A 25533-nucleotide genomic window follows, 5' to 3' on the forward strand; every position below is an offset into this window, starting at 1 on the left:
GACGCAACGAATCATGTGGAGCTACATCGTCAAACGCCTGCTGCTGATGATCCCGACGCTGTTCGGCGTGCTCACGCTGACCTTCGGCGTGATCCAGTTCGTGCCGGGCGGCCCCGTCGAGCAGGCGGTGCGCGAGTTGCGGCGCGGCGCGGAGCAGGGCATGCCGTTCGGCATGCGCGCGCATTCGGGGGTGGACGCGCAGCAGATCGAGCAACTCAAGCAACTCTACGGCTTCGACAAGCCGCCGCTGCAGCGCTACTTCCTGATGCTCGGGCGCTTCGCGCGCTTCGATCTCGGTCAGAGCTATTTCCATCACCAGAGCGTGTGGTCGCTCATCATTTCGAAGCTGCCGGTGTCGATCAGCATTGGCCTCTGGACCTTCTTTCTCACGTATCTGATATCGGTGCCGTTGGGCATCGCGAAGGCGGTGCGCAACGGCTCGCGCTTCGATCTCGTGACGAGCCTCGTCGTGCTCGTCGGGTACGCGATTCCGGGTTTCGTGCTGGGCGTGCTGCTGCTCGTGCTGTTTGGCGGCGGCTCGTTCCTGCAGCTCTTCCCGCTGCGCAATCTCACCTCCGATGATTGGGACACGCTCTCGCTCGGCGGCAAGATTCTCGACTATCTCTGGCATATCGCGCTGCCCGTGACGGCCTCGGTGGTGGGGAGCTTTGCCGTCACGACCATGCTGACCAAGAACGCCTTTCTCGAAGAGATCCGCCGCCAATACGTGCTGACGGCGCGCGCCAAGGGCCTCTCGGAGCGCACCGTGCTCTGGAAGCACGTGTTTCGCAACGCGTTGCTACCACTTGTGGTGGGGTTCCCGTCAGCGTTCATCGGCGCGTTCTTCACCGGCAGTCTGCTGATCGAAACGCTATTTTCGCTCGACGGCCTCGGGTTGCTCTCATACGAGTCCGTGGTGCGGCGCGACTATCCGGTCGTGCTCGGTACGCTGTATCTCTTCACGTTGATCGGACTCCTGACGAATCTGATCTCCGACCTCTGTTACGTGTGGGTCGATCCCCGCATTCAATTCGAACAACTGGAGCGCTGAGTTGAACCGAGTCCGTGCCGGCGCCGAGTCCGAGCTGCGTACCGAGTCCGTGCGCGCCTTCAAGTCGCCCACGCCCGCGCGGCGGGTGTGGCTGCGCTTCAAGCAGCAGCGGCTCGGCTACTGGAGCCTCATCATCTTTGTCGTGGCGTTCGCGGCGAGCCTCGCGGCGCCGCTCTGGTGCAACGACAAGCCGCTCGTCGTGCGCTACGACGGTCATCTGTACTTCCCGCTCTTCAAGGCATACCCGGAGACGACGTTCGGCGGCGACTTCCCGACGCCTGCCGACTACCTCGATCCGTATATCCGTCACCGGTTCGACGCGCCCGGCAACTTTGCGATTTATCCGCCCAACCCGTACTACTACGACACGCTCAATTACTTTTCGAAGGTGCCGAATCCTGCGCCGCCGTCGCGGCAGAATTGGCTCGGCACCGATGCGAGTGGACGTGACCTGTTCGCGCGGCTGCTCTACGGCTTTCGCGTGTCCGTGGAGTTCGGGCTCGTGTTGACCGCGATCGGTACGGTCATCGGCATTCTCGCGGGGGCAGTGCAGGGCTACTTCGGCGGCAAGGTCGATATCGTCGGGCAGCGCCTGATCGAAATCTGGAATTCGATGCCGGAGCTCTACCTGCTGATCATCTTTGCGGCGATCTTCGAGCCGGGGTTCATCCTGCTCATTGTCCTCTTGTCGCTATTCGGCTGGATCGGGCTCGCGAGCTACGTGCGCGCCGAGTTCCTGCGCAACCGCAACCAGGACTACGTACTCGCCGCGCGCGCAATGGGTCTTTCGAACTGGCAGATCATCTGGCGCCACGTGCTGCCTAACAGCCTCACGCCGGTCATCACGTTTCTGCCGTTTCGCATGAGCGGCGCGATTCTCGCGCTCACGAGCCTCGATTTCCTCGGCCTTGGCGTGCCTCCGCCCACGCCGAGCCTCGGCGAACTGCTCGCGCAGGGCAAGGGCAATCTCGACGCGTGGTGGATCTCGATGTCGACATTCGGCGTGCTCGTTATCACGCTGCTACTGCTCACGTTCATGGGCGACGCGCTGCGCAACGCGCTCGATACGCGTATTTCCGACGCCATGAAGGCCGGAGGCAACCAGTGAGCGCCATGCCTCAGGACCTCGCCACGCCGCTTCTCTCGATCGAGCATTTGAGCGTGCGCTTTGACGAGACGCTCGCCGTCGATGACATCACGCTCGCAATCGGGCGCGGCGAGCGCGTTGCGCTCGTCGGCGAATCGGGATCGGGCAAGACCGTGACCGCACTGGCGGTGCTGCGGCTCTTGCAGGACGCGCAGATCAGCGGAACGATCCGGCTCGACGGCGACGATCTGCTCGCCAAAAGCGAGCGCGCGATGCGAGGCCTGCGCGGCAGCGACATCGCGATGATCTTCCAGGAGCCGATGTCGGCGCTCAATCCGCTCTACACGATCGGTGAGCAGATCGCGGAAACTATCGTGCTGCACGACGGCGTCTCGAAGAAAGCGGCTTACGAGCAGGCGGTGGGACTGCTCGAACGCACGGGCATTGCCGAAGCGCGGCGGCGCGTGTCGAGCTATCCGCATCAGCTCTCGGGCGGCCAGCGCCAGCGCGTGATGATCGCGATGGCGCTCGCGTGTCGTCCGCGCCTGTTGCTCGCCGACGAGCCGACCACGGCGCTCGACGTGACGATTCGCGGCCAGATCGTCGATCTGCTGCTCGAACTGCAGCGCGAGGAGGCAGCGCGACGCGGCATGTCGGTGCTGCTCATTACGCACGACCTGAACCTCGTGCGCCGCTTCGCGCAGCGCGTGGCCGTGATGGAGAAAGGCCGGCTCGTGGAGTCGGGCAGCGTCGAGCAGATCTTCGAGGCGCCGCAGCACCCGTACACGCAGCGGCTCATCGCGAGCCGGCCCGAGCGCCACGTGCTCCCCGTGCTGCCGATCGCGCCGGTGCTATTGCAGACGAAGGACGTGATCGTCGACTTCACAACGAAGCTGCCGGGTTTTCGCGGCTGGTGGCACAAGGGGCGCTATCGCGCCGTGAACGATGCGAACATCGCGGTGCGCCAGGGTGAAACGCTCGGCATCGTCGGTGAGTCCGGCTCGGGCAAGACGACGCTTGCGATGGCAATGTTGGGGTTGCAACGAACGGGAGGGGGTGTCGTCGAGTTCCAGGGGCGGCCAATTGCAAGTTATCAGGGGCGCGAGAGACTTTCGTTGCGCTCGCATCTGCAGGTGGTCTTTCAGGATCCGTTCAGTTCGCTTTCTCCGCGCCAGACCATCGAGCGCATCGTAGGGGAGGGGCTCGCGCTGCATCGGCCCGATCTTTCCGCCGAGGAGCGGCGCAAGCGCGTTGTCGGGGTGCTGCGCGAAGTGGGCCTCGATCGCACCGCTTTGCAACGATATCCGCACGAGTTTTCCGGCGGCCAGCGCCAGCGCATTGCCATTGCGCGCACGCTGGTACTGGAGCCGCGCGTCATCGTGCTCGACGAACCGACCAGTGCGCTCGACGTCTCGATCCAGCAACAGGTGTTGAGATTGTTGACGGATTTGCAACGCAAGTACAACCTGGGCTACGTGTTCATCAGCCACGACCTGGAGGTGATCGGCGCGATGGCGCACCGGGTCGCGGTGATGCAGAACGGGACGATCGTCGAGTCAGGAGAGGTCTCGAATATCTTCGATAGACCGGCGCATCCTTACACCCGAAAATTATTGAAAGCCGCATTCGATCGCTAGGCTTTGGCGGAACTTTAGGGTGAATTTCGGTGAAATTCACCAATGAGGTGAATGTCGCGATTGAATTTTTCTATTTGTTTTGACACACAAATACTTACTGGCTAGTATCGTCCAAACTTTTCTACTAACTCCCTGATTTACGGGCAATTTCTACCGACCAATGCAGCACCGATACCTGACCCAGGCTTGCACGCGCGTCGTCGCCGGGATGTTCATCGGCGTACTGATGGCCGCAGCTCCCGGCGCGTTCGCCGACGAAGTAAGCAGCTTTAACCAGAATGCCTCATTTTCGCCGAGCAACTCGGCGAATCCGCAGTCCATCCCCGCAGTGCAAAGCGCACTCCAGAACGCCAACCAGGCGACCCCGGCGGCGGCTCCGGCCCCGACCGAAGGCGGCGCCAAGGCGTTCCTCTCCGGCATGGCCGGCAAAGCCGGCGACGTCGTTGTCGGCGCACTCAACATGATTGGCGTGCGCTACCGCTGGGGCGGCAATTCGCCTGACTCCGGTCTCGATTGCAGCGGCTTCGTGCGCTACGTGTTCCAGGATACGCTCGGCATGTCGCTGCCGCGCCGCGCAGAGGAAATGAGCCGCGTGGGCGAGAAGGTCAGTATGAGCAACCTGAAGCCGGGCGATCTCGTGTTCTTCAATACGATGCGCCGCACGTTCTCGCACGTCGGTATCTATATTGGCGACAACAAGTTCGTGCATTCGCCGTCCACCGGCAGCACGATCCGCGTTGACGACCTCGACGACGGCTATTGGGAAAAGCGTTTCACGGGCGCACGCCGTATCGAAACGTCGTTCACGCCGGACCAGCAGCAAAGCCTCAAGCGCGTGAGCGCACAGTTCGACCCCAACGGCGGCAACTGATCGGGGCTTTGTAGCCCACCCTGTAGCGAAAAAAGCCTGCTTCTTGCGAAGCAGGCTTTTTGTGTTTGCGCGCCCGCTGTAGGGGCGCTCAGGTTCAGCAATCAGGCCGTCAGGCGCGCCGCGGCGAGCTTGCGTTCGAGTTCCGGCATGATGCGCGCCGCCGCTTCCTCGCCCGCGAGAATTGCCGCGTTGCGCTGCGTAAAGTCGCTGCTCGACATCGCGTTGAGGTTCGGGCGGATCACGACGTCGGCGTACTTGTCGAGTTCGTAGGTCTTGATCGTCTGGCCCATGATCGTGAAGGTCTGCATCAGCACGTCGAACTGGCTGAGCGTCGAGGCCGTTTCCGGGCGCGCCGAAATGTCCACGGCGATCACGAAATCGGCGCCCATCTTGCGTGCGAACGAGGCCGGCACGGGGCTCACGAGGCCGCCGTCCACGTATTCGTGGCCCGCAATCTTCACCGGCTCGAAAATCGACGGAATGCTGCACGACGCGCGCACGGCAATGCCCGTGTTGCCGCGCTGGAACAGGATGGGCTGCCCCGTGCGCAGGTCGGTTGCGACAACGCCAAGCGGCTTCGCCATTTTCTCGATGGGGCGATCGTGCAGCGTGGTGTTCAGATAGTTCTGGAGCGCCACGCCTTGCAGCAGGCCGCGCGTGCGAAACGGCATGGCCCAGTCGCTGATCGAGGCTTCGTCCATCGTCAGCGCGAGCTTGTTGAGCGCGAAACCGTTCATGCCCGAGGCGTAAAGCGCCGCGACGACCGAGCCCGCGCTCGTGCCGACCACGAAGTCGACTTGCACGTTGCGCGCCTCGAGCGCCTTGATTACGCCGATATGCGCGAAGCCGCGCGCCGCGCCGCCGCCTAGCGCGAGGCCCACGCGAACCGGGCGCGTTGGCTTGCCGAGAGGCGGCGGAGGCGCGGTGGTGACGGGCGGCGGGACGCTGGCGGTTTGCGTGCCCGCGGTCGTGCAGGCGGCAAGGACGGTGGAGGCGGCCGCAAGCGAAAAGTGGCGGCGGCTCAGCGAGGGCGATGACTGCTTCAAGAAGGTTCTCCATGCGGTCCGCGTTCGTGTTCGGTCAGGAACGACGCGGTACCCCGGTCTGCTCGCGCGGGCGGCCGAGTATCTGTGTTTGCTCGCGCGACGCCGCGGCGTGGTGGCGGCGCGCCGACATCATAAGGCAAAGCGCGGCCGGTTTAGCAGGCGTGCATGTAACGCGATATGTCGGTTGATGACAAAGCGCCTGGCGGGTTGCGGCGCCTGGACTTTCGCATCAGCTTCGCATGAGACTCGCATGAGACAAGCACGGCACTCACTCACAGGCATGCGCCGGGCCTCGCCCCCAGGCCGAAGCGGTGCATGGCGGGTATAATCCCGTCTCTAATTTTCCGGATTCCCGTTCGCGCGCGAGCTTGTGCGCCCCGGCGCTCCCGCGCTTGCCGCGCGGGCCGATGCGCCGCGAACCCCGGCCGTCCGCCGCCGTTGCTGCGTCTACCGCCAGCGCCGCGCCCCGGGCGGCATCGTCCTCGAGTAATCGCCCATGACTACCTCTGTCGTTCGTACCCGCTTCGCGCCGAGCCCGACTGGCTTCATCCACCTCGGCAACATCCGTTCCGCGCTGTACCCGTGGGCGTTCGCGCGCCATAACAAGGGCGTCTTCGTGCTGCGAATCGAAGACACCGATCTCGAGCGTTCGACGTCGGAATCGGTCGATGCGATCCTCGAAGGCATGGAATGGCTCGGTCTGAATTTCGACGAAGGCCCGTTCTACCAGATGCAGCGCATGGACCGGTATCGCGAAGTGCTCAAGCAGATGCAGGAGCAGGGCCTCGTGTACTCGTGCTACATGTCCACCGAAGAGCTCGACGCGCTGCGCGAGCGCCAGCGCGCCGCCGGCGAGAAGCCGCGCTACGACGGCACGTGGCGTCCGGAGCCGGGCAAGGTGCTGCCCACGCCGCCAGAGGGCGTGCAGCCGGTCCTGCGCTTCCGTAATCCGCTCACGGGCGTGGTGGCATGGGACGACGCCGTCAAGGGCCGCGTGGAGATCTCGAACGAAGAACTCGACGACCTCGTGATCGCACGCCCGGACGGCACGCCGACCTACAACTTCTGCGTGGTCGTGGACGACCTCGACATGAAGATCACGCACGTGATTCGCGGCGACGACCACGTGAACAACACGCCGCGTCAGATCAACATCCTGCGCGCGCTCGGCGGCGAGCCGCCGGTCTATGCGCACTTGCCTACCGTGCTCAACGAGCAGGGCGAGAAGATGAGCAAGCGCCACGGCGCGATGAGCGTGATGGGCTATCGCGACGCAGGCTATCTGCCGGAAGCGGTGCTCAACTATCTCGCGCGTCTGGGCTGGTCGCACGGCGACGCCGAGGTGTTCACGTGCGAGCAGTTCGTCGAGTGGTTCGACCTCGAGCATCTCGGCAAGTCGCCCGCGCAGTACGACCACAACAAGCTGAACTGGCTCAACAACCACTACCTGAAGGAAGTGGATAACGCGCGGCTCGCCGAGCTCTCGAAGCCGTTCTTCGCCGCGCTCGGCGTGGACGAAGCCGCCCTTGCGAAGGGCCCGTCGCTCGAAGGCGTGGTCGCGCTCTTCAAGGACCGCGCTAACACGATCAAGGAGATTGCCGAGAGCGCGATGATGTTCTACCGCGAGCCCCAGCCGGAAGCGGAAGCACTCGCGCAGCACGTCACGGAAGCGACGCGCCCCGCGCTCGCCGACCTCGCCGCCGCGCTCAAGGGCGCCGAGTGGACGAAGGAGGGCGTCTCGGCCGCGCTCAAGGCAACGCTCGCTACGCACAAGCTCAAGATGCCGCAACTCGCGATGCCGGCCCGTTTGCTCGTGGCGGGTACGACGCATACGCCGTCGGTCGATGCGGTGCTCGTGCTGTTCGGCCGCGATGCGGTGGTGAGCCGCATCGAGAAGGGCATTTCGGCTGCAAAGTAAATTATTTGAAGAATTTTTCGCCCGGACCCTAGCGCCCGGGCGGCAGTTCTTGTAGTATTCGGGCTCCGTTGAATACGGAGCGCGAGATAGCTGCGAATTAGCAGCAAATCTCACGCAAAGAGCGGCAGAATCGGGCAACGATGTTTCAATGAAATCTCGAAGTGCTACAAAAAACGATTCAAAAGCTCTTGACGAAAGCGAAATTGATGTTTAAAATCTCGCTTCTGTTCTGCAAGGGGGTATAGCTCAGCTGGGAGAGCGCTTGCATGGCATGCAAGAGGTCAGCGGTTCGATCCCGCTTACCTCCACCAACAGAACGCGTAGTACGCAGTAGAGTGTGGTAACGGCATTATCTGAAAAGATCATGTCCCCTTCGTCTAGAGGCCTAGGACATCACCCTTTCACGGTGAGTACAGGGGTTCGAATCCCCTAGGGGACGCCAGACATGAGCGTCGTCAATGAGATTGGCGAGGCACCAGGTGGAAATCTACGGAGTCCATCTGACTGTGTCGAACTGGAGCGGTAGTTCAGTTGGTTAGAATACCGGCCTGTCACGCCGGGGGTCGCGGGTTCGAGTCCCGTCCGCTCCGCCAGATCCAGCCCGTTCAGAAACTGTGAGCGGGCTTTTTAGTTAAAGTGACGATTACAGGCGAAAGCCCGTGTTGTCCCCTTCGTCTAGAGGCCTAGGACATCACCCTTTCACGGTGAGTACAGGGGTTCGAATCCCCTAGGGGACGCCAAATCAATATGCGGCGCCAAAGCAGTAACACTGCAAGCAGTGTGGCGACGCCGCCAGCGGGAATTGACCGACGCCCGCAGGTTGAGCAGCAAGCTGGAGCGGTAGTTCAGTCGGTTAGAATACCGGCCTGTCACGCCGGGGGTCGCGGGTTCGAGTCCCGTCCGCTCCGCCAGATTCAAAGCCGTTCGGTAGTTGCGAACGGAATGCAGTTTAAGGCGCAAGCCTGTGTTGTCCCCTTCGTCTAGAGGCCTAGGACATCACCCTTTCACGGTGAGTACAGGGGTTCGAATCCCCTAGGGGACGCCAAATGAAAATGCGGCGCCAAAAAGTAGTGAGGCGACGCCGCCAGCGGGAATCGACCGACGCCCGCCGGTGAGCAGCAAGCTGGAGCGGTAGTTCAGTTGGTTAGAATACCGGCCTGTCACGCCGGGGGTCGCGGGTTCGAGTCCCGTCCGCTCCGCCAGAATGAAGCCCGTTGGATACGTCCAACGGGCTTTTTCTTTTTCCGCAGACGTTTCTCCTGCTTCAATCCCCATCCTTTTCCTACGCGTCATTTCACTTTTCCGTACGGACAATCTGCGATTGCCGGCGGCCGCGCGTTATCGTAGCGTTGTCGAAACTTCGTTTCCCCGCTTGCCGACATGTTCGCACCCAACGACATTCCGTCGCCGTTTCAGTTGCGCCGCGCCACCATGGACGATTTCGAGTTCGCGGAGACGCTCACGCGCAACAACATGGGTGGCTACTATCTGCGGCATCACCTCGTCTGGCGTGGCGATCTCTTTCTCGCGAGCTATCGCGAGTCGGAGAATTTCATCCTCGAACTCGACGGCGAGGCGATCGGCGTGCTGCGCGTGACGCAGGAGGGCGACTCGCTGCATATCCGCGACGTGCAGATCGCTCAAGGCTATCGCGGCAATGGCGCCGGCACGTTCCTGCTCGACATCTCACACCAATGGGCCCGCGAGCGCGGCCTGCGCGAATTGCAGCTGCGCGTATTCGTCGATAACCCGGCCGCGCGTCTTTATCTGCGCATGGGCTATCGCGTGGCGGGGCCGAGGCTTGCGCGGCTTGGCTCGATTCGCCATATGACGCGACTGGTCTGATCGCAGCCGCTAGCCTGTTCAATGCGCGTTGTCGTCGTGATGGTCGTCGCGCCCGGCGGCCACGGAATCTTCGGGTTCGTCCTCGTCGCGAGCGCCCGTGCCGCGCGCGATGAAGGCGCGCGGGCTCTCACCGAACGCGCGGCGAAACATCGCCGAAAACGCGCTCTGGCTTTGATAGCCGAGTTCCTGCGCCACGATGGCCATCGGGCGCCCCTGATTGAGCAGCGGGATCGCGCGCGCGAGAATCGCCTGCTGGCGCCACTGCGAAAAACTCACGCCCAATTCCTGACGAAAGAGCCGCGCAATCGTGCGCGTACTCGCGCCCACATGCGCGGCCCAGTATTCAAGCGAACCAGGTGCCGCCGGGTCGGCGATCAGCGCTTCGCATAGCGCGCGCAGGCGCTTTTCCTCGGGCATCGGTACGGCGAGCGGCAGCGGCGCCGAGCGCGTGATCTCGTCGAGCGCCAGCGCGCCGAGCAGGCGCTCGCGCGCCGTCGGAATGCCACGCTCGTCGAGCGCGGCGATCGTTTCGCGCAACAGCCCTGAGACTTCGACCACGCGGCACGCGTCGAGGCCGGGCGGAATCACCGATTCGTCCACGTAGAGCGTGCGCAGGAAGGCATCCTCGACGATCGCCACTTCGTGCGTGATGTGAGGGGGCACCCAGATCGCGCGCGACGGCGGGACCATCCACGTCGTGCCGGGCGTCGCCATACGCAGCACGCCGCGCGACGAGTAGGCGAGCTGCGCCCACGCGTGCGTGTGCTGTGCGATGCAGACCCCCGCCGGCATGGGCCGCGAACGCACGCGGATAGGATGCGTGGGCGTAGGCGCGAACTCAGGCGGGATATCGATGAGCTCGGCGTGCGGCGGCCCCTGGTGGCTTGCGGTGTTGCGAGCAGGGCTGGGCGAATCCTCGGGCATGACGGGCACGGTGGCGGCGGGTTGGCTGACGGGACTGCCAGCGGGTTTGCGAAGTCTGGCGCACCCATTGTAGACGCCTCGCGCGCGGCGGCCTGGGCCGCATGCATTTATGGCCGGGCATAATGTGGACGAATCGTTAGCGTGCTCGTTTGGCGCGAGCTGCCTTGAAGGAGAGAAAAGCCATGAAGTATGTGTTCGTCTACGGCACGCTGCGCGCGGGCGAGATCAACGACATTAACCTCGCGGCGGATCGCAACGCGATCGCGCGCCCGCGTCACCTCGGTCTCACCACGCTCGCGGGTCGGCTCTTCGACTTCGGCAGCTATCCGGGCATGGTGGCCGAAGCGTCGGATGCGCAATCGACGGTCGTCGGCGACGTCTACGAAATCGATGACGCGCTCCTTGCCGTGCTCGACGAGATCGAGCAGGTTTATCCGGGCGTCGATGGTCTCTTCGTTGCGAGGGAAGTGGATATCGAGGTGCAGGGCGAACGCATCGCTTGCCTCTACTATCCGGTCGCGTCTGCCGCCATTGTGGGGCGCCCCGAGATCGCGGGCGGCGACTGGGTCGCGCATCGGCGCGCGCGCTGACCCGTAGACGCGCCGCTTCCTGCGAGCGCAGCGCATGAAGCACGAAGGCCCGGCGGATTCGCATCCGCCGGGCCTTTTTCATCGGCTATTCGTTAGCCATGCCGATCGATCAGATCTCTTCGTACAGCGGCAGCGTCAGGAACTCGACGAAGTTTTCCGACGTCGACATCTGCTCGAAGATCTGCGCGGCGCGCTCGTAAGGCTTCGTGTCGCCGCCCACCGACGCCTTCACCTTGTCCAGTTCCTGCGGGATCAGATCGCGCACGAGTTCGGCCGTGACCTTGCGGCCGTCTTCGAGCTTGCCCTTGGGCGAGCGGATCCACTGCCACACCTGCGAGCGCGAGATTTCGGCGGTCGCGGCGTCTTCCATCAGGTTGTGGATCGGCACGCAGCCATTGCCCGCGAGCCACGAACCGAGGTAGTGGATACCCACGTTGATGTTGTTGCGCAGGCCCGTTTCGGTGATCGGCGCTTCCGGACGGAAGTCGAGCAGATCCTTGCCCGCGACGTTCACGTCCGGACGCTGCTTGCCGATCTGGTTCGGCTTGTCGCCGAGCACCTTCACGAACTCTTCCATCGCGATAGGCACGAGGCCCGGGTGCGCGACCCAGCCGCCGTCGTAGCCGTCCGTTGCGTCGCGCGCCTTGTCCGAGCGCACGCCGCCCATGGCCTTGTCGTTGGCGGCCGCGTCGTTCTTGATCGGGATCAGCGCGCTCATGCCGCCGATAGCCGGTGCGTTGCGCTTGTGGCAGGTCTTGAGCAGTTCGAGCGCGTAGGCGCGCATGAACGGCACCGTCATCGTGATCTGCGCGCGGTCAGCCAGGCAGAAGTCCTTGTCGTTCTTGAACTTCTTGATGGCCGAGAAGATGTAGTCCCAGCGGCCTGCGTTGAGGCCCGAGCTGTGCTCGCGCAGTTCATAGAGGATTTCGTCCATCTCGAACGCGGCGAGGATCGTCTCGACCAGCACCGTCGCGCGGATCGTGCCGCGCGGGATGCCCACACCTTCCTGCGCCGCGACGAAGATGTCGTTCCACAGGCGCGCTTCGAGGTGGCTTTCCATCTTCGGCAGATAGAAGTACGGGCCGCTGCCGCGCGAGATCAGTTCCTTCGCGTTGTGGAACAGATAGAGCGCGAAGTCGAAGATGCCGCCCGACACACGCTGACCGTCCACCGTCACGTGCTTTTCGTCGAGGTGCCAGCCGCGCGGACGCACGATCAGCGTGGCGGTCTTGTCGTTGAGCTGGTAGGTCTTGCCGTTCTGCTCGAGCGAGATCGTGCGGCGCACGGCGTCCTTCAAGTTGAGCTGGCCGACGATCTGGTTTTCCCAGTTTGGCGAGTTCGAGTCCTCGAAGTCGGTCATGTACGAGTCCGCGCCCGAGTTCAGCGCGTTGATGATCATCTTGCGCTCGACCGGGCCCGTGATTTCCACGCGGCGGCATTCGAGATCCTTCGGCAGTGCCGCGATCTTCCAGTCGCCTTCGCGGATCGATTTCGTTTCGGCACGAAAGTCGGGGCGCTCGCCGGCGTCGAGGCGCTTCGTGCGCTCGACGCGTGCCTTCAGCAGTTCCTGGCGGCGCGGCTCGAACGCGCGGTGCAGCTTCGCAACGAGTTCGAGCGCTTCGGGCGTGAGGATCGTTTCGAAGCCGGGCTGGATTTCAGCCGTGATCTGCATGCCTTGCGGCAGTTGCAACGTGTTCGCCATTTGCTTGCTCCTTGGTCGGTCAGACTGTGAATGTGTGGTTGTTGTGGCTCGCGTCGAGCGGCTTGTCCGTCACGCGCCCGGGCTGGGGCGGGGGCGGCTTTGCTTCTCGGGCGCAGCGGTTTCGAGAAAGGCGGCGAGTTCTGCCATGCCGCCGCCCGTGCCATGCGGCGCCACGCCGAGCTCTTCGGCGGGCAGTCGCTGGCGGTTGATCCAGAACGTGGTGTAGCCGAACCAGCCGGCGCCCGCGGCGTCCCACCCGTTCGACGATACGAACACCATGTCGCGCGGCGCGGCGTCGAACGCGGCCGTGCCGAGCGAATACGCGGCGGCAGCCGGCTTGTAGGCGCGCACGGCATCGACCGACAGCACGTGGTCGAAGAGGCCGCTCATGCCGGCGCTCTTCACCGCGATGTCGAGCATCTGCGGGTTGCCGTTCGAGAGGATCGCGAGACCCATGCGCGTGCCGCCCTCGCGCGGCTCACGCAGGCGCCGCAGCACGGGCAGCACGTCGGGGAAGGCCGAGAGGCAGGCGTACTCGTCCATGAGACGCTTTTCGCCTGCGCCCGTGAGCGACAGGTTCAGGCGGCGCGCGGCGTAACGCAGCGCGTCGAGCGTGATGTCCCAGAACGGGCGGTAGCGCGCGCCGGCCGGGTCGGAGAGCGTGCGCAGCTGCGTGTACTCGATCTGTTTGAGGCGCCAGAGCTGCGAGAGCGCCTCGCCCTGGCCGGGGAACATCTGCTCGGCGGCAGCGACGACCGAATGCACGTCGAAGAGCGTGCCGTACGCGTCGAAGATCACTGCCTTCGGAAATCGTGTTGTCGATGGTGTCGTTGTGGCCGACATAGCCTTGCACTCCGTATTCAGAGGTCGAGGTCGATTGTATTCATGAGTCGTATCACTGAAAAAGGCGGGATTGATCACTTGATCTTTTACTTTTACCCACCTAATCTGTCGGCCTGATCTCTCTTTTCCCCTGTTTCTGTCGCCCAGTGCGTGCTGCGACCACCCATGGACCGCTTCAAACAGATCGAAACCTTCGTCACCGTGGCCGCCAAGGGCAGCCTTTCCGCCGCCGCCCAGGCCGAGGGCGTGGCGCCTGCCATCATCGGCCGGCGCATCGATGCGCTCGAGGAGCGGCTCGGCGTGAAGCTGCTTGTGCGCACCACGCGGCGCATCACGCTCACGTTCGAAGGCTCGGCGTTTCTCGAGGACTGCCAGCGCATCATTCACGACATGCAGAACGCCGAGGCGAGCGTGTCCGAGGGCGGCGTGAAGGCGAGCGGGCACCTGCGCGTGTCCGCGCCGGCGGGCTTTGGGCGGCGACACGTCGCGCCGCTCGTGCCCGATTTCACGGTCGCGCATCCGGACGTCAGCATCGCGCTCGATCTTTCGGACCGGCTCGTCGATCTCGTCAACGAGGGCTTCGACTGCGCCGTGCGACTCGGCGAATTGCCCGATTCGTCTCTCGTGTCGCTCAAGCTCGGTGAAAACCGGCGCGTGTGCGTGGCGGCACCCGCGTATCTGTCGCGTCGCGGCGAGCCCGAAACGCCCGCCGATCTCGCGCGCCACAACTGCCTTGCTTTCGGCGCGAGCTTGAATCAGCAGCGCGGCTGGGCGTTCCAGCAGGAGGGCAAAGTGGTGTCGATCCGCGTGGCGGGCACGATGGAATGCTCGGACGGCGCGGTGCTGCACGAATGGTGTCTTGCAGGCCACGGTCTGGCGTGGCGTTCGTGGTGGGAAGTCGGCGAGGATATTGCGGCGGGCCGGCTCGTGACCGTGCTCGACGCGTTCGCCGCGCCGCCCATCGGCATCCACGCCGTGTTTCCGCAGCGCCGCCATTTGCCGCTGCGCGTGCGCCTCTTTCTCGACTTTCTCAAGCATACCTACGGTCAACCCGGTTACTGGGGATAGGGGCCGGCGGCGGTGCGTGTTTCCGATATCGGGATTGACCCGCACGCACGGCTTGCGCCGTTTTTTCGCGCACTACAATCGACCTGTGGGCCGAGGCGCTTGCCTGCGCGGGACGCCGGCTGAGTTCTTGCCCGCGTTGCGAATCCCGCGTTTGACCGCGTTCGACCCTTGACTTGCCCGTAATCCGCCAGGCCACGGAGGGCGCCATGTTCAAGCACATCCTCGTTCCGACCGACGGTTCGGAGCTGTCGAAGAAAGCGATCGACGGCGCGATCGACCTCGCACGCACTGTCGGTGCGCGCGTCACGGCCTACGCGTGCCTGCCGCAATACCCGTACTCGCCATACGCCGACGTGGTGATCGAGCCGCCCGGCGACTTCCAGACGCGCAGTGAGCGAGAGGCGCGCGTGCATCTGGACGAGATCGAGGCGGCGGCGCGCAACGCGGGCGTGGTGTGCGACAGCCGCACGAGCGTGCATCCCGCGCCGTATCTCGGCATCATCGAAGCCGCCGAATCCGGCGGCTGCGACGTGATATTCATGGCCTCGCATGGGCGTCGCGGCCTCGGCAGCCTGCTGATCGGCAGCGAGACACAGCGCGTGCTCACGCATACGAAGATTCCGGTGATCGTGTACCGCTAGCCTGCTGTAGTGGTTTGCAGGCGCCAATCGCTGCGCGCGCTTTCTCGCGGATTCGCGATGAAGCACAAGGCCATGCTCGCCCGGTGCGTTGGCTGGGCGAGCCGCGAGCCGGATTCTGTCCGGCACGCGCGGCCTGTGTCCTCTACCGCTTCCTCCCTGAAACGCCTTACGGCTTGCGCCCGGGCCGCGCCGGTGGGCGGCCTGCGCGCCCCGCCAAGGTACGCGTGCCGGCTGCCCGATCGAGCGCGGCGGCTTGCGCCGCCGTTACTACGGTTACTACCGGCGGTCTTACGCCACCTTCTTGTCGAAGAACTGCTCGTCTTCCGTCGAACCGTGCAGCGCCGTGGTCGAGGCGTCGCGCTCGACCGTCTGCGTCACGGCGTCGAAGTAGCCCGTGCCCACTTCGCGCTGGTGCTTCACGGCGGTGAAGCCCTTCTCGGCGGCGGCGAACTCGGCCTGCTGGAGTTCGACGAACGCGCTCATGTTCTGGCGCGCATAGCCGTGCGCGAGGTTGAACATCGAGTAGTTGAGCGAATGGAAGCCCGCGAGCGTGATGAACTGGAACTTGTAACCCATCGCGCCCAACTCGCGCTGGAACCTGGCGATCGTCGCGTCGTCGAGGTTCTTTTTCCAGTTGAACGACGGCGAGCAGTTGTACGAGAGCAGCTTGCCCGGGAACTGCTTGTGGATCGCTTCGGCGAACTTCTTCGCGAACTCCAGATCCGGCTTGCCCGTTTCGCACCAGATCATGTCGGCGTACGGCGCGTAGGCGAGACCGCGCGAGATGGCCTGCTCGAGGCCGTTCTTCGTGCGGAAGAAGCCTTCCACGGTGCGCTCGCCGGTGAGAAACGGCTTGTCGTTGTCGTCGATGTCGGACGTCACGAGGTCGGCGGCTTCGGCGTCGGTGCGGGCGAGCAGCACGGTCGGCACGCCGCAGACGTCGGCGGCCAGACGCGCGGCCGTGAGCTTGGCGATGTTCTCGCGCGTCGGCACGAGCACCTTGCCGCCCATGTGGCCGCACTTCTTGACCGAGGCGAGCTGGTCTTCGAAGTGCACGCCTGCCGCGCCCGCTTCGATCATCGCCTTCATCAGCTCGAATGCGTTCAGCACGCCGCCGAAGCCGGCTTCGGCGTCGGCCACGATCGGCTGGAAGAAGTCGGTGTAGCCTTCGTCGCCGGGGTTCTTGCCTTCGGACCACTGGATCTGGTCGGCGCGCGTGAGCGTGTTGTTGATGCGTTTGACGACCTGTGGCACCGAGTTGGCCGGGTAGAGCGACTGGTCCGGGTACATTTCGCCGGCGAGGTTGGCGTCGCCCGCGACCTGCCAGCCGGAGAGATAGATTGCCTTGAGGCCGGCCTTCACTTGCTGCATGGCCTGGTTGCCCGTGAGCGCGCCCAATGCGTTGATGAACGGCTCGGTGTTCACGCCTTGCCAGAGCTTTTCGGCGCCGTGCTTCGCGAGCGTGTGCTCGGGCTGGATCGAACCGCGCAGGCGCACCACGTCTTCAGCGGTGTAGTTGCGCTTGATGCCCTTCCAGCGCGAATCGGTTTCCCATTGTTGCTGGAGTTGCCGGGCTTGCTGTTGACGAGTCGACATGGTGGGCTCCTTCGTTTGCCTGATAAGGGGATCGCTGAAACGAAACGGCTGAACCGCTGAATCTCGCGAAACGAAGGCGCCGGCTTCTGGATTCGGGCGTTTCGTTTCGCGAACTCTTATATAAGAGTCTAGGCAAATCGATCGATCGGCAACAGGCGGGCACTGCGCTTTTTTTCGCTTTTTTATTTCAATAAAATCATTGTGTTAATGAATTATTTTTGTGATATGAAACGCTGTTTTCCATCTTGCAATAGGGCCCTTTGTGCCACGCAGCACGATTTTTTACGAAGCAAAAAAATTTTTCACATCATGAAATCTAAGCGGAGATAAAAAAAGACCGGTGCCTGAGCACCGGTCCTGAGCATTTCGCTGCGGCGGCGGGGCGGCTCGAAGGCCGCGCCGTGCGCCGCTGGTCGAAGATTTAGCTGTCGCGACGTGCGCCACGCGGGCCGTCGTTACGGCGCGCGCCGTAACCGCCACCGCCTTCGCGCGAGCGGCCGTAGCCTTCGCGTTGCTGCTGGCCGTAGCCGCCACGGTTGCCTTCGCCGCTGCGCGAACCGCCGCCGAAGCCGCCTTCACGCGAACCGTAGCCGCCTTCGCGGGCGCCATAGCCGCCGCGCGAGCCTTCCGGCTTGCTGCCCCAGCTGTTGCCGTTGCGATCGCCGCCGCCGTTGCCGCCATTGCCGCCACGGGCGCCGTAGCCGCCCGGCTTGCCGTTGCCGCCACCGTTACCGAAGCGACGGCCACCACCATTGCCACCGCCCGGACGGCCACGGCCACCGAAGCCGCGGTTGGCCGGCGGCGCCTTGCGCGGCTCGAAGCCTTCCACGACGTTCACGGGCAGCGGCGAGCGCACGAAACGCTCGATGCGCTTGAGCGCGCCCTGTTCGGCGTGATGCACGAGGCTCACGGCCACACCCGAGCGGCCTGCACGGCCGGTACGGCCGATACGGTGCACGTAGTCTTCGGCGAACTTCGGCAGGTCGTAGTTGAACACGTGCGTGATGCCGGGAATGTCGATACCGCGCGCCGCGACGTCGGTCGCGACGAGCACGCGCACGCGGCGCTCGCGCAGCGCACGGATCGTGCGGTTACGCGCGCCTTGCGGCAGGTCGCCGTGCAGCGCGGCGCTTTCGAAGCCAGCGTCGGCAAGCTTGCCGGCGAGCTGGTCGGCGTCCATCTTCGTTGCCGTGAACACGATGGCTTGGTCGAGGCTCTCGGCGCGCAGCAGGTGGTCGAGCAGACGATCCTTGTGATCGCGGTCGTCCACGTAGTGCACGGTTTGCGCGATGTTCGAGTTTGCCTCGACCTTGCGCACGATCTCGATACGCTCCGGGTCCTTCAACAGGCGGCCGGTGATCGAAGCGATCTTGCCGTCGAGCGTGGCCGAGAACAGCATCGTCTGACGCGTTTCGGGCGTCGCGGCGACGATCGTGTCGATGTCGTCGATGAAGCCCATGTCGAGCATGCGGTCGGCTTCGTCGAGCACGAGCATCTTGAGTTCGGACAGGTCGATGCGGCCGCGCTCGAGGTGATCGAGCAGACGGCCAGGCGTCGCCACGAGAATTTCGGGGTTCTTCGCGAGCAGCATGAGCTGTTGGCCGTATGCCACGCCGCCGAGAATGCTTACGGTGCGCAGACGGCGCAGGTGCTGGCCGTAAGTCGAAGCGGCCGTGGTCACCTGCATCGCGAGTTCACGCGTGGGCGTGAGCACGAGCAGGCCGGGGCGCGCGACCGGTTGCGGACGGCGCTGGCGGCGATCGCCTTGCTGGCCGTTCTGGCCTTGCGGGCGCGGCTCACGCGGCTGGGCGGCCTGGGCCTTCTGGAGTTGCGCGAAGCGCTCGATGGCGGGCAGCATGAAGGCTGCGGTCTTGCCCGAACCGGTCGGGCTCGAGACCAGCAGGTCGCGGCCGGCGATGGCGGCAGGAATGGCGCGTTCCTGCACGGGCGTCGGGGCCTTGTAGCCCGCTGCGATCAGCGCGGAGACGATCTCCGGCGACAGACCGAGCGACGCGAATGCCGCGCCGTCGGTCGCATCGGCAGCCTGCGCGGGGGCTTCAACGGAAGCGTCGGCGGCGGCGGAGAGACCGAGGGCCTGATCGGCGATTGCGTCCAGGGGGCTTTGGGTATTGCTCGAAGTCATGAAAATCCTTGTTACACAGGAAATAGAACGTCGGCGCCAATCGGCATACCCAAGTCGTCGGATTTTGCGAACAAATCGAAAAACGGGGGCAATCCGCGCGCAATGGCGGATTTTTTCGTTAGAAGCTGTTTTGGGTGCGACTTCGGCCGGGATTGGCCAGTCGCCAGCCTGATACTTGACGGCCCGAAAACAGGGCCAAGCAGGGGGGGACAGGTTCTAAACTGGATTGGAGCTTAACGCTACGAGGCGTTGTGCTGATCGAACGAGCGACCGGAGCGCAACGCAGCACGCAGTATATCTCGTTTTGTTGCGGCGCGCCAGAGCGGCGTACCGCGAGGGCACGGGCGCGGCGGCATGACGCATGCGGGCCGGGCCGCCCGCGTCGTCACGCCGCTGTGGCCTGGCAGTCGGCCAGGCGTTTTTCAGGAAAGCGTCCGATCAGCTCGTGGCGCCGCTCTTGAGCGACTCGACGAGTTCGACGTATTGCTGCTTCGCGGTTTCCTGCGCCGTGCCTTGCAGCGCGGCCCACGCTTCGTATTTGTACTTGCCGACGATGTCGGTGAAGCCGGGCTTGTCGCCGTGGACGTCGCCTTCGGTCGCCTGCTTGAAGAGTGCGTAGAGGCGCAGCAGCGTCAGATTGCCGGGGCGCTCCGGCAGTTGCTGTACGTCATCCTGGGCTTGGGCGAATTGCGTATTCACGTCGCTCATCGTGGTTTCCTCTGCAGAGTGGTTCAGGTCAGCGCGCCGATGGTAGCAGCGCAAACCCCCAAAAAGCTGGAGCGATTCCTCCATTCGTGCCGGCGCGAATGAGCCGAAAGGCGCCAGAACGCACGCGTAACCGCCAGATGGCGAGCGCCGTGGGCCCGCGCGGGGGGCGGGGCATTACAATAGCGCTCATGACCGAAACCGTGCTGCTTGCCCTCGATACTTCGACCGAATATTGCTCGGTCGCGCTGCTCCGCGTCGCCCCGAGCGCCGCAGATCGTTCCCCCTCCACCGGCGGCGAGGCTGTCTCCGGGTCGCTGTCGGAAGTCAGCGTCTGGGTGCGCCACGAAGCCACGGGCGCCGTCTCCAGCACGCGTCTCCTGCCGGCCATAGCCGAATTGTTCGACGAAGCTGGCCTCTCACTCGCCGACTGCGACGCGATTGCGTTCGGCGCGGGTCCGGGCTCTTTCACGGGGCTGCGTACGGCGACAGGCGTGGCTCAGGGGCTCGCGTTCGGCCTCGATATTCCGGTGGTGCCGGTGGGCACGCTGCTCGTGTGTGCGGAGAGCGCGCGGCTGCACGATGCCAAAGTGACGCGCGTGCTGGCCGCGCTCGACGCGCGCATGGACGAAGCCTACTGGGCCGATTTCGAATGGGACGCCGCAGCGGGCGACTGGCGTACGTTGCAGGCGGCGTCGCTCGACTCGCCGGAGCACATCGCCGCGCCTGATGCGCCGTTTACGCTGGCGGGCAACGCCGCCGCTGCGTTCGGCGCGCGCCTGACTGCCGCCGCTGCGGCACGCACGATCGACGCCGAGGCGCTGCCGCACGCGCTGCCGCTGGCGCACGCGGCTTTGCGCGCGTATCGCGCGGGCCGCACGCAGCCCGCCGACCAGGCCGCGCCCGAGTACGTGCGCAACAAAGTCGCGCAGACCACGGCCGAACGCCTTGCCGCGAAGGCCGCCGCGGAGCGTAATACGGGTGCAACGGGTGAAGGCGGCGAGGGCGCGCGATGAGCGGCGTGCTCATGACCGACCGCTACTTGTCGCCGATGACCGAGAGCGACCTGGATGAAGTGGCGATCGTCGAGCGCTCGGCGTATGAATTTCCGTGGTCGCGCGGCAACTTCGAAGACTCGCTGCGCAACGGCTATTACGGACTGTGCATGCGTCACGTCACCGGCACGCTGATCGGCTATTGCGTGCTGATGCCCGTGGTCGACGAGATGCATCTGCTGAATCTTTGCGTCGCGCCTCAGGCGCAGGGTGCAGGGGCGGGGCTCGCGATGCTGCGCGAGGCGGTACGCATTGCGCGCTCGCAAGGTCTCGAAGGCTTGCTGCTCGAAGTGCGGCCTTCGAATCATCGGGCCATCCGCCTGTATGAACAGTTCGGCTTCGTCACGATCGGCCGTCGCAAGAGTTACTATCCGGCGAAGCACCACAGCCGCGAGGACGCACTCGTGATGCGTTTTTCTTTTGCAGGGGAGGGCGCGGATGCCGCTCGATGAGATCGCGCTGGAGGAGCTTGGGCTCGCGCCGCGCTGGGTGCGCAAAGGGACGCGGGGCGCTGCGCCGCTCGAAGCCGCTCGCGACGACGAGGCCGTTGCACCGCCGCCCGCAGTGACGCGCGCCGAAGCCGAAATCGAAGCGCCAGTGGCGCAAGCGGCGCGCCCGGTCGCCGCGCCACAGCCTTCCGAAGCACAGCCGGCCGCCCCGCAGCCATCGCAGCCCGCGCCGCATTCATCGGATGAACCGCCGCCGCTTACCGACGAAGATTTCGCGTGGTTCGACTCGGTGGCCCAGCCCGTTCTGCCGCGCGACGCCGAGCCGGCGCAGCCGAGCGACGCACCCCGCAGCGACGTCGCGACGCTCGACTGGGACGCGCTCGCCGAACGCGTTGCCTCGTGCACGCGCTGCCGTCTGTGCGAGAAGCGCACCAACACCGTGTTCGGCGTGGGCGATCGTGAAGCCGACTGGATGTTGATCGGCGAGGCGCCCGGCGAGAACGAGGACCGCCAGGGCGAGCCTTTCGTCGGTCAGGCGGGCAAGCTGCTCGACAACATGTTGCACGCGCTCTCGCTCGCACGCGGCGAGAACGTTTATATCGCGAACGTGATCAAGTGCCGCCCGCCTGGCAACCGCAATCCGGAACCCGACGAGGTCGCGCGCTGCGAGCCGTATCTGCAGCGCCAGGTAGCGCTCGTGAAGCCGAAGATCATCGTCGCGCTCGGGCGTTTCGCGGCGCAGAGCCTGCTCAAGACCGACGGCAGCATCGCGTCGCTGCGCGGACGCGTCCACGAGTACGAGGGCGTGCCCGTCATCGTCACCTATCACCCCGCGTATCTGCTGCGCAGCCTGCATGACAAGGCGAAGGCCTGGACCGACCTCTGCCTCGCACGCGACACCTGGCGAGCGGCGTCCGGCGGCGAGCAATGAACGCCGTGCGGCCCGCGGACGTATCCGGTGCGAGTGGTGCCCCGGGGGACGGCGGGCCGCGAGACGATGCCGGGCCGCAGCGCGCGCCTGGCACTCGTGCGGACCACGATCTGATCGATCGCCTCGCCGATCCGGCCGTGCGCGATCTCGCGTGGCTGCTCTTCAGCGCCGATCTGTTGCGTGCGCAACCACCGCTCGCTCCGCTCGCGCAATGGTGCGCCGATGCGCAGGAAGCGCGCGCCACGCGCGACTGGCTCGTACAACTCGATCGCGATCCGGCGCGTCTGCACGACGCGCTCATGGCCACACCGACGCATCGCCTTGGGCGCTACGCCGAAAATCTGCTCGGATGGTTTCTCGCGAATGGACCTGCGGCCCAACTCGTCGCGCAGAATGTGCCGTTGCGGCGTGCAGGGCTCACGCTCGGCGAGTGCGACTTTCTCGTGCAGACACTCGCCGGTGCGCGCCTGCATTGGGAACTGGCGGTGAAGTGCTACCTGCACGCAGGACCGGGCGATGCGGCGCGCGCTTCGCTTGCCGAATTCGTCGGGCCGAACTTGCGCGATCGCTTCGATCTGAAGCTGACGCATCTGCGCGACCGTCAACTGCGTTTGAGCGCGCACGAAGAATTCGCCTCGCTCGGTTACGAAGGCCAGTGGCTCGCGCAGATGTTCGTGAAGGGCTGGCTCTTCTACCGGGTGGGAGAGGCGGCGCCGTCACGCGTGGAGGACGCCCCCGAGTTAGCCGCAGATCATGGGCGCGGCTGGTGGGTAACGCGGTCGGATTGGCCGGCGTTCGCGCGCCAACAGGCTGCCGATGGCTGGAGCGTGTTGCCAAGGCTCGCGTGGCTTGCGCCGCGCAGGCTGACGGCTGCGTTGGACGAAGCGGAAGCAATCGCAGGCACAGCCGTCACGCCGCCCGTCGACCCCAACGAGCTGGTCACCGCGCTAGCCCGGCCGGACGACCCTGTCCTGGTCGCGGCATTCGCGACCGACAGCGCAGGCGGCTACCGCGAAATGTCGCGCGGCTTCATCGTTCCCGACGACTGGCCCGCGCGCGCCGCCGCATTTTCGCGTCAATGAGTTGTACGTCAACAAGCGCGCGAAAGCGCGCTTACCACCAGCGCCAGAAGTGATGCACCGGCCCGACGCCATGTCCGACGTCGAGCCGCTCGCTGGCCTCCAACGCCGCCGTCAGATATTGCTTGGCTTCGCCAACGGCCGGTGCGAGCGCGCCGCGCTGCGGCCACAGTGCGGCAATCGCGGACGAAAGCGTGCAGCCGGTGCCGTGCGTATTCGTGACCGGCACGCGCGGGCCGGCGAGGCGCAGCGTGCCACCGGCTTCGATGAGCCAGTCGGGGCTGTCCGCGCTGCCCAGATGGCCGCCCTTCATCAACACCGCCTGCGCACCGAGCGCGCGCAGCGCTTCGCCTTGCTCGACCATAGCGGCTTCGTCGGTGGCGGGTGCCACGCCGAGCAGCGCCGCGGCTTCCGGCAGATTCGGCGTGACGACGCCAGCCAGTGGCAGAAGCGCCTCGCGCAGCGCGGCGACCGCTTCGGGCGCGAGCAGCGCGTGATTGCTCTTCGAGATCATCACGGTGTCCAGCACGACGCGCGCCGGCTTGTGCCGTCTCAGCGCATCGGCGACCGCGTGCACGATGTCGGCGTTGGCGAGCATGCCGATCTTCACGGCGTCGATGCGGATGTCGTCGAACACGGCGTCGAGCTGCGCGGTGACGAAACCCGCGTCGGGGGCGTGGATCGCGGTGACGCCGCGTGTGTTCTGCGCGGTGAGCGCCGTAATGACGCTCGCGCCGTATGCGCCGAGCGCGGAGAACGCCTTGAGGTCGGCCTGAATGCCGGCGCCGCCGCCCGAGTCGGAGCCGGCGATCGTGAGAACGTTGAAAATCGGTGAAGTCATGGCAGCGTCAGATGCGCGTCGCGCGCGGCATGCCGCCGCGCGTGCACAGGGAAAATTCAGTTCGGCGCAGGCGGCCGGATTACGTCAGACCACGCACGCCCATCAATGCCTGTGATTTTCGCCGATCAGGGCGACCGAGTCGAACGAGCGCTGATTCGCCTGGTGGCGGCGCATCACGAGCCACATCATCAGACAGACGAACGTGCCGAACAGCACGATCACGATGGTCACCGGCACGTCGAGCCACACGAGCACGGCATAGAGGCACAGCATCACGAGCACCGAAAGATTCTCGTTGAAGTTCTGCACGGCGATGGAGTGGCCGGCGGAGAGCAGCACGTGGCCGCGATGCTGGAGCAGCGCGTTCATCGGCACGACGAAGAAGCCCGAAAGGCCGCCCACGATCATGAGGAAGATGTACGCAAAAATCAGGTAGCCGGGAACGCGCATATGGCCAATATGCAGGCCCCAATGCGGCGGAAAGAGATGGCGCGTGTAGAAGGCCATGAGCATGACCGCGAGACCCATGATGATGCCGACCGGCAGCACCGACAGCGACTTCTTGAGCGGCACGCGCGCGGCCGCGATCATGGCGCCGGCCGCCACGCCCACGGCCACTACCGCCTGGAGCACCGCGCCTTCCGAGAGCGACATGCCGAGCGAGACTTCGGCCCACTTGAGCACGATGAATTGCAGCGTCGCGCCCGCGCCCCAGAAGAGCGTCGTGACGGCGAGCGAGATCTGCCCGAGCTTGTCGCGCCAGAGGATGTTGAAGCAGTCGGCGAAGTCGGTGATGAGGCGGATGACACCGTGCTGCTGGCGCGGGTAGCGCGCGCCGGTGTCGGGAATGCGCAGATTGAAGAGGGCGGCGATCACATAGATCACCATGATGACGACCATCGCGGCTTCGGCGGGCGTGCTGATCGCGGCGGGCGTATGGCGCAGCACGTGCGAGGCGATGTGGGGGCTGATCAACGCGCCGCCGAGCACGGTACCGAGGATGATCGAGCCGACCGTCGTGCCCTCGATCCAGCCATTGGCGGCGACGAGGCGCTCAGGCGGCAGCAGTTCGGTCAGGATGCCGTATTTGGCGGGTGAATAAGCCGCCGCGCCGAAACCCACTACACCATAGGCGAGCAAGGGGTGGGTGCCTGCGAGCATCATGGCGCAGCCTACGACCTTGATCGTGTTCGTGATGAACATCACGCGGCCCTTCGGGCGGGAATCTGCAAAGGCGCCGACGAAGGCGGCAAGAACGACGTAGGAGAGGACGAAGAACAGCTTGAGCAGCGGCGTCATCCAGTTCGGGGCGTGGAGATCTTTCAGCAGTGCAATCGCAGCGATCAGGAGCGCATTGTCGGCCAACGACGAAAAAAACTGCGCGGCCATGATGGTGTAAAAGCCTTTTTTCATCTGATGCGATGCTTTCCTCGCTGCGGTCCGTCCGCCCCGGACGGGTGGGAGGCATCCGGGCTTATTACGTTCGAAATGGGTTGTGCGCAGGGCTTTAT

General features: G+C 64.9%; 22 protein-coding genes and 7 tRNA genes. 20 read left to right on the forward strand and 9 right to left on the reverse strand.

Annotation, left to right across the window (positions count from 1 at the left end):
* The first annotated feature begins 13 nt into the window (after window positions 1–13).
* The 4 genes from FAZ97_RS06055 (at window position 14) to FAZ97_RS06070 (ending at window position 4646) form a co-directional block, all read left to right on the forward strand.
* Window positions 14–1051: a microcin C ABC transporter permease YejB gene (locus FAZ97_RS06055; protein ID WP_158757635.1), complete on the forward strand. Its 1038-nt coding sequence runs from the start codon at window positions 14–16 to the stop codon at window positions 1049–1051.
* A gap of 1 nt (window position 1052) precedes the next feature.
* Window positions 1053–2159 carry an ABC transporter permease gene (locus FAZ97_RS06060; protein ID WP_158757636.1) on the forward strand — a complete coding sequence of 369 codons (1107 nt, stop codon included), beginning with the start codon at window positions 1053–1055 and terminating at the stop codon, window positions 2157–2159.
* A gap of 5 nt (window positions 2160–2164) precedes the next feature.
* A complete protein-coding gene (locus FAZ97_RS06065; RefSeq protein WP_158759069.1) occupies window positions 2165–3775 on the forward strand; it encodes an ABC transporter ATP-binding protein in 1611 nt (536 codons plus the stop codon).
* Window positions 3776–3935: 160 nt separating this feature from the next.
* A complete protein-coding gene (locus FAZ97_RS06070) occupies window positions 3936–4646 on the forward strand; it encodes a C40 family peptidase (RefSeq protein ID WP_158757637.1) in 711 nt (236 codons plus the stop codon).
* Between the two features lie 101 nt (window positions 4647–4747).
* Here the strand turns inward: FAZ97_RS06070 and FAZ97_RS06075 are convergent, their stop codons facing one another.
* Window positions 4748–5692, reverse strand: coding sequence for a patatin-like phospholipase family protein (locus tag FAZ97_RS06075; RefSeq protein WP_158757638.1), 945 nt, complete (start codon window positions 5690–5692; stop codon window positions 4748–4750).
* Window positions 5693–6188: 496 nt separating this feature from the next.
* On the opposite strand from FAZ97_RS06075, the gene gltX reads away from it, so the two are divergent.
* From gltX to FAZ97_RS06120, 9 genes are all read left to right on the forward strand, one after another.
* Window positions 6189–7610 (forward strand): glutamate--tRNA ligase, encoded by a 1422-nt coding sequence (gene gltX / locus FAZ97_RS06080; protein WP_158757639.1) that lies wholly within the window; start codon window positions 6189–6191, stop codon window positions 7608–7610.
* Between the two features lie 235 nt (window positions 7611–7845).
* A tRNA-Ala gene (locus FAZ97_RS06085) sits at window positions 7846–7921 on the forward strand.
* 55 nt (window positions 7922–7976) lie between these two features.
* Window positions 7977–8052: transfer RNA gene (locus tag FAZ97_RS06090), tRNA-Glu, on the forward strand.
* A 74-nt stretch (window positions 8053–8126) separates the two neighbouring features.
* Window positions 8127–8203: transfer RNA gene (locus FAZ97_RS06095), tRNA-Asp, on the forward strand.
* A gap of 71 nt (window positions 8204–8274) precedes the next feature.
* A tRNA-Glu gene (locus FAZ97_RS06100) sits at window positions 8275–8350 on the forward strand.
* A 94-nt stretch (window positions 8351–8444) separates the two neighbouring features.
* Window positions 8445–8521, forward strand: a tRNA-Asp gene (locus tag FAZ97_RS06105).
* A 58-nt stretch (window positions 8522–8579) separates the two neighbouring features.
* Window positions 8580–8655 (forward strand) — tRNA-Glu (locus FAZ97_RS06110).
* Window positions 8656–8735: 80 nt separating this feature from the next.
* A tRNA-Asp gene (locus FAZ97_RS06115) sits at window positions 8736–8812 on the forward strand.
* Window positions 8813–8990: 178 nt separating this feature from the next.
* Window positions 8991–9455, forward strand: coding sequence for a GNAT family N-acetyltransferase (locus tag FAZ97_RS06120; protein ID WP_028204095.1), 465 nt, complete (start codon window positions 8991–8993; stop codon window positions 9453–9455).
* An 18-nt stretch (window positions 9456–9473) separates the two neighbouring features.
* Here FAZ97_RS06120 and FAZ97_RS06125 read toward each other — a convergent pair whose 3' ends face one another.
* A complete protein-coding gene (locus tag FAZ97_RS06125) occupies window positions 9474–10379 on the reverse strand; it encodes an AraC family transcriptional regulator (RefSeq protein WP_158757640.1) in 906 nt (301 codons plus the stop codon).
* A 182-nt stretch (window positions 10380–10561) separates the two neighbouring features.
* Between FAZ97_RS06125 and FAZ97_RS06130 the strand changes: the two genes are divergently transcribed.
* Window positions 10562–10969, forward strand: coding sequence for a gamma-glutamylcyclotransferase family protein (locus tag FAZ97_RS06130; RefSeq protein WP_158757641.1), 408 nt, complete (start codon window positions 10562–10564; stop codon window positions 10967–10969).
* Between the two features lie 109 nt (window positions 10970–11078).
* On the opposite strand, the gene aceB is transcribed toward FAZ97_RS06130, so the two are convergent.
* Both aceB and FAZ97_RS06140 read right to left on the reverse strand, forming a co-directional pair.
* A complete protein-coding gene (gene aceB, locus FAZ97_RS06135) occupies window positions 11079–12671 on the reverse strand; it encodes a malate synthase A (protein ID WP_158757642.1) in 1593 nt (530 codons plus the stop codon).
* A gap of 69 nt (window positions 12672–12740) precedes the next feature.
* Window positions 12741–13514: a haloacid dehalogenase type II gene (locus tag FAZ97_RS06140; RefSeq protein ID WP_158757643.1), complete on the reverse strand. Its 774-nt coding sequence runs from the start codon at window positions 13512–13514 to the stop codon at window positions 12741–12743.
* Window positions 13515–13679: 165 nt separating this feature from the next.
* On the opposite strand from FAZ97_RS06140, the gene FAZ97_RS06145 reads away from it, so the two are divergent.
* Window positions 13680–14582 (forward strand): LysR family transcriptional regulator, encoded by a 903-nt coding sequence (locus FAZ97_RS06145; RefSeq protein ID WP_158757644.1) that lies wholly within the window; start codon window positions 13680–13682, stop codon window positions 14580–14582.
* Window positions 14583–14788: 206 nt separating this feature from the next.
* A complete protein-coding gene (locus FAZ97_RS06150; protein WP_158757645.1) occupies window positions 14789–15223 on the forward strand; it encodes a universal stress protein in 435 nt (144 codons plus the stop codon).
* A gap of 288 nt (window positions 15224–15511) precedes the next feature.
* Here the strand turns inward: FAZ97_RS06150 and aceA are convergent, their stop codons facing one another.
* The 3 genes from aceA to FAZ97_RS06165 form a co-directional block, all read right to left on the reverse strand.
* Complete coding sequence (gene aceA, locus FAZ97_RS06155) at window positions 15512–16819, reverse strand: isocitrate lyase (RefSeq protein ID WP_158757646.1); 1308 nt, start codon at window positions 16817–16819, stop codon at window positions 15512–15514.
* 421 nt (window positions 16820–17240) lie between these two features.
* Complete coding sequence (locus tag FAZ97_RS06160; RefSeq protein WP_158757647.1) at window positions 17241–18962, reverse strand: DEAD/DEAH box helicase; 1722 nt, start codon at window positions 18960–18962, stop codon at window positions 17241–17243.
* 438 nt (window positions 18963–19400) lie between these two features.
* A complete protein-coding gene (locus FAZ97_RS06165; RefSeq protein WP_158757648.1) occupies window positions 19401–19670 on the reverse strand; it encodes an acyl-CoA-binding protein in 270 nt (89 codons plus the stop codon).
* A gap of 188 nt (window positions 19671–19858) precedes the next feature.
* On the opposite strand from FAZ97_RS06165, the gene tsaB reads away from it, so the two are divergent.
* From tsaB to FAZ97_RS06185, 4 genes are read left to right on the forward strand one after another with little or no spacing between them, the layout of a single operon-like run.
* Complete coding sequence (gene tsaB / locus FAZ97_RS06170; RefSeq protein WP_158757649.1) at window positions 19859–20683, forward strand: tRNA (adenosine(37)-N6)-threonylcarbamoyltransferase complex dimerization subunit type 1 TsaB; 825 nt, start codon at window positions 19859–19861, stop codon at window positions 20681–20683.
* Window positions 20680–21174, forward strand: coding sequence for a ribosomal protein S18-alanine N-acetyltransferase (gene rimI / locus FAZ97_RS06175; RefSeq protein ID WP_158757650.1), 495 nt, complete (start codon window positions 20680–20682; stop codon window positions 21172–21174). The genes tsaB and rimI overlap by 4 nt, the downstream gene beginning before the upstream one ends.
* Entirely contained in the window at window positions 21161–22102 is a 942-nt protein-coding gene (locus FAZ97_RS06180; RefSeq protein WP_158757651.1) for a uracil-DNA glycosylase, read from the forward strand. The genes rimI and FAZ97_RS06180 overlap by 14 nt, the downstream gene beginning before the upstream one ends.
* Window positions 22099–23184: a DUF1853 family protein gene (locus tag FAZ97_RS06185; RefSeq protein ID WP_158757652.1), complete on the forward strand. Its 1086-nt coding sequence runs from the start codon at window positions 22099–22101 to the stop codon at window positions 23182–23184. The genes FAZ97_RS06180 and FAZ97_RS06185 overlap by 4 nt, the downstream gene beginning before the upstream one ends.
* 31 nt (window positions 23185–23215) lie before the next feature.
* Here FAZ97_RS06185 and thiD read toward each other — a convergent pair whose 3' ends face one another.
* Both thiD and lplT read right to left on the reverse strand, forming a co-directional pair.
* A complete protein-coding gene (gene thiD / locus FAZ97_RS06190) occupies window positions 23216–24022 on the reverse strand; it encodes a bifunctional hydroxymethylpyrimidine kinase/phosphomethylpyrimidine kinase (protein ID WP_158757653.1) in 807 nt (268 codons plus the stop codon).
* A gap of 102 nt (window positions 24023–24124) precedes the next feature.
* Window positions 24125–25435 (reverse strand): lysophospholipid transporter LplT, encoded by a 1311-nt coding sequence (gene lplT / locus FAZ97_RS06195; RefSeq protein ID WP_158757654.1) that lies wholly within the window; start codon window positions 25433–25435, stop codon window positions 24125–24127.
* Window positions 25436–25533: the final 98 nt, after the last annotated feature.

It is taken from the genome of Paraburkholderia acidiphila (genome assembly GCF_009789655.1).
In the GTDB taxonomy this organism is placed as follows: Bacteria; Pseudomonadota; Gammaproteobacteria; order Burkholderiales; family Burkholderiaceae; genus Paraburkholderia; species Paraburkholderia acidiphila.

Coding starts and splice junctions, on each gene's coding strand:
- FAZ97_RS06125 (WP_158757640.1), bottom strand. CDS start 10,379: ATGCCCGAGGATTCGCCCAGCCCTGCTCGCAACACCGCAAGCCACCAG.
- FAZ97_RS06185 (WP_158757652.1), top strand. CDS start 22,099: ATGAACGCCGTGCGGCCCGCGGACGTATCCGGTGCGAGTGGTGCCCCG.
- thiD (WP_158757653.1), bottom strand. CDS start 24,022: ATGACTTCACCGATTTTCAACGTTCTCACGATCGCCGGCTCCGACTCG.
- FAZ97_RS06120 (WP_028204095.1), top strand. CDS start 8,991: ATGTTCGCACCCAACGACATTCCGTCGCCGTTTCAGTTGCGCCGCGCC.
- FAZ97_RS06145 (WP_158757644.1), top strand. CDS start 13,680: ATGGACCGCTTCAAACAGATCGAAACCTTCGTCACCGTGGCCGCCAAG.
- tsaB (WP_158757649.1), top strand. CDS start 19,859: ATGACCGAAACCGTGCTGCTTGCCCTCGATACTTCGACCGAATATTGC.
- FAZ97_RS06130 (WP_158757641.1), top strand. CDS start 10,562: ATGAAGTATGTGTTCGTCTACGGCACGCTGCGCGCGGGCGAGATCAAC.
- FAZ97_RS06055 (WP_158757635.1), top strand. CDS start 14: ATGTGGAGCTACATCGTCAAACGCCTGCTGCTGATGATCCCGACGCTG.
- aceA (WP_158757646.1), bottom strand. CDS start 16,819: ATGTCGACTCGTCAACAGCAAGCCCGGCAACTCCAGCAACAATGGGAA.
- FAZ97_RS06140 (WP_158757643.1), bottom strand. CDS start 13,514: ATGTCGGCCACAACGACACCATCGACAACACGATTTCCGAAGGCAGTG.
- FAZ97_RS06065 (WP_158759069.1), top strand. CDS start 2,165: ATGCCTCAGGACCTCGCCACGCCGCTTCTCTCGATCGAGCATTTGAGC.
- aceB (WP_158757642.1), bottom strand. CDS start 12,671: ATGGCGAACACGTTGCAACTGCCGCAAGGCATGCAGATCACGGCTGAA.
- FAZ97_RS06165 (WP_158757648.1), bottom strand. CDS start 19,670: ATGAGCGACGTGAATACGCAATTCGCCCAAGCCCAGGATGACGTACAG.
- rimI (WP_158757650.1), top strand. CDS start 20,680: ATGAGCGGCGTGCTCATGACCGACCGCTACTTGTCGCCGATGACCGAG.
- FAZ97_RS06150 (WP_158757645.1), top strand. CDS start 14,789: ATGTTCAAGCACATCCTCGTTCCGACCGACGGTTCGGAGCTGTCGAAG.
- FAZ97_RS06160 (WP_158757647.1), bottom strand. CDS start 18,962: ATGACTTCGAGCAATACCCAAAGCCCCCTGGACGCAATCGCCGATCAG.
- FAZ97_RS06070 (WP_158757637.1), top strand. CDS start 3,936: ATGCAGCACCGATACCTGACCCAGGCTTGCACGCGCGTCGTCGCCGGG.
- lplT (WP_158757654.1), bottom strand. CDS start 25,435: ATGAAAAAAGGCTTTTACACCATCATGGCCGCGCAGTTTTTTTCGTCG.
- FAZ97_RS06180 (WP_158757651.1), top strand. CDS start 21,161: ATGCCGCTCGATGAGATCGCGCTGGAGGAGCTTGGGCTCGCGCCGCGC.
- gltX (WP_158757639.1), top strand. CDS start 6,189: ATGACTACCTCTGTCGTTCGTACCCGCTTCGCGCCGAGCCCGACTGGC.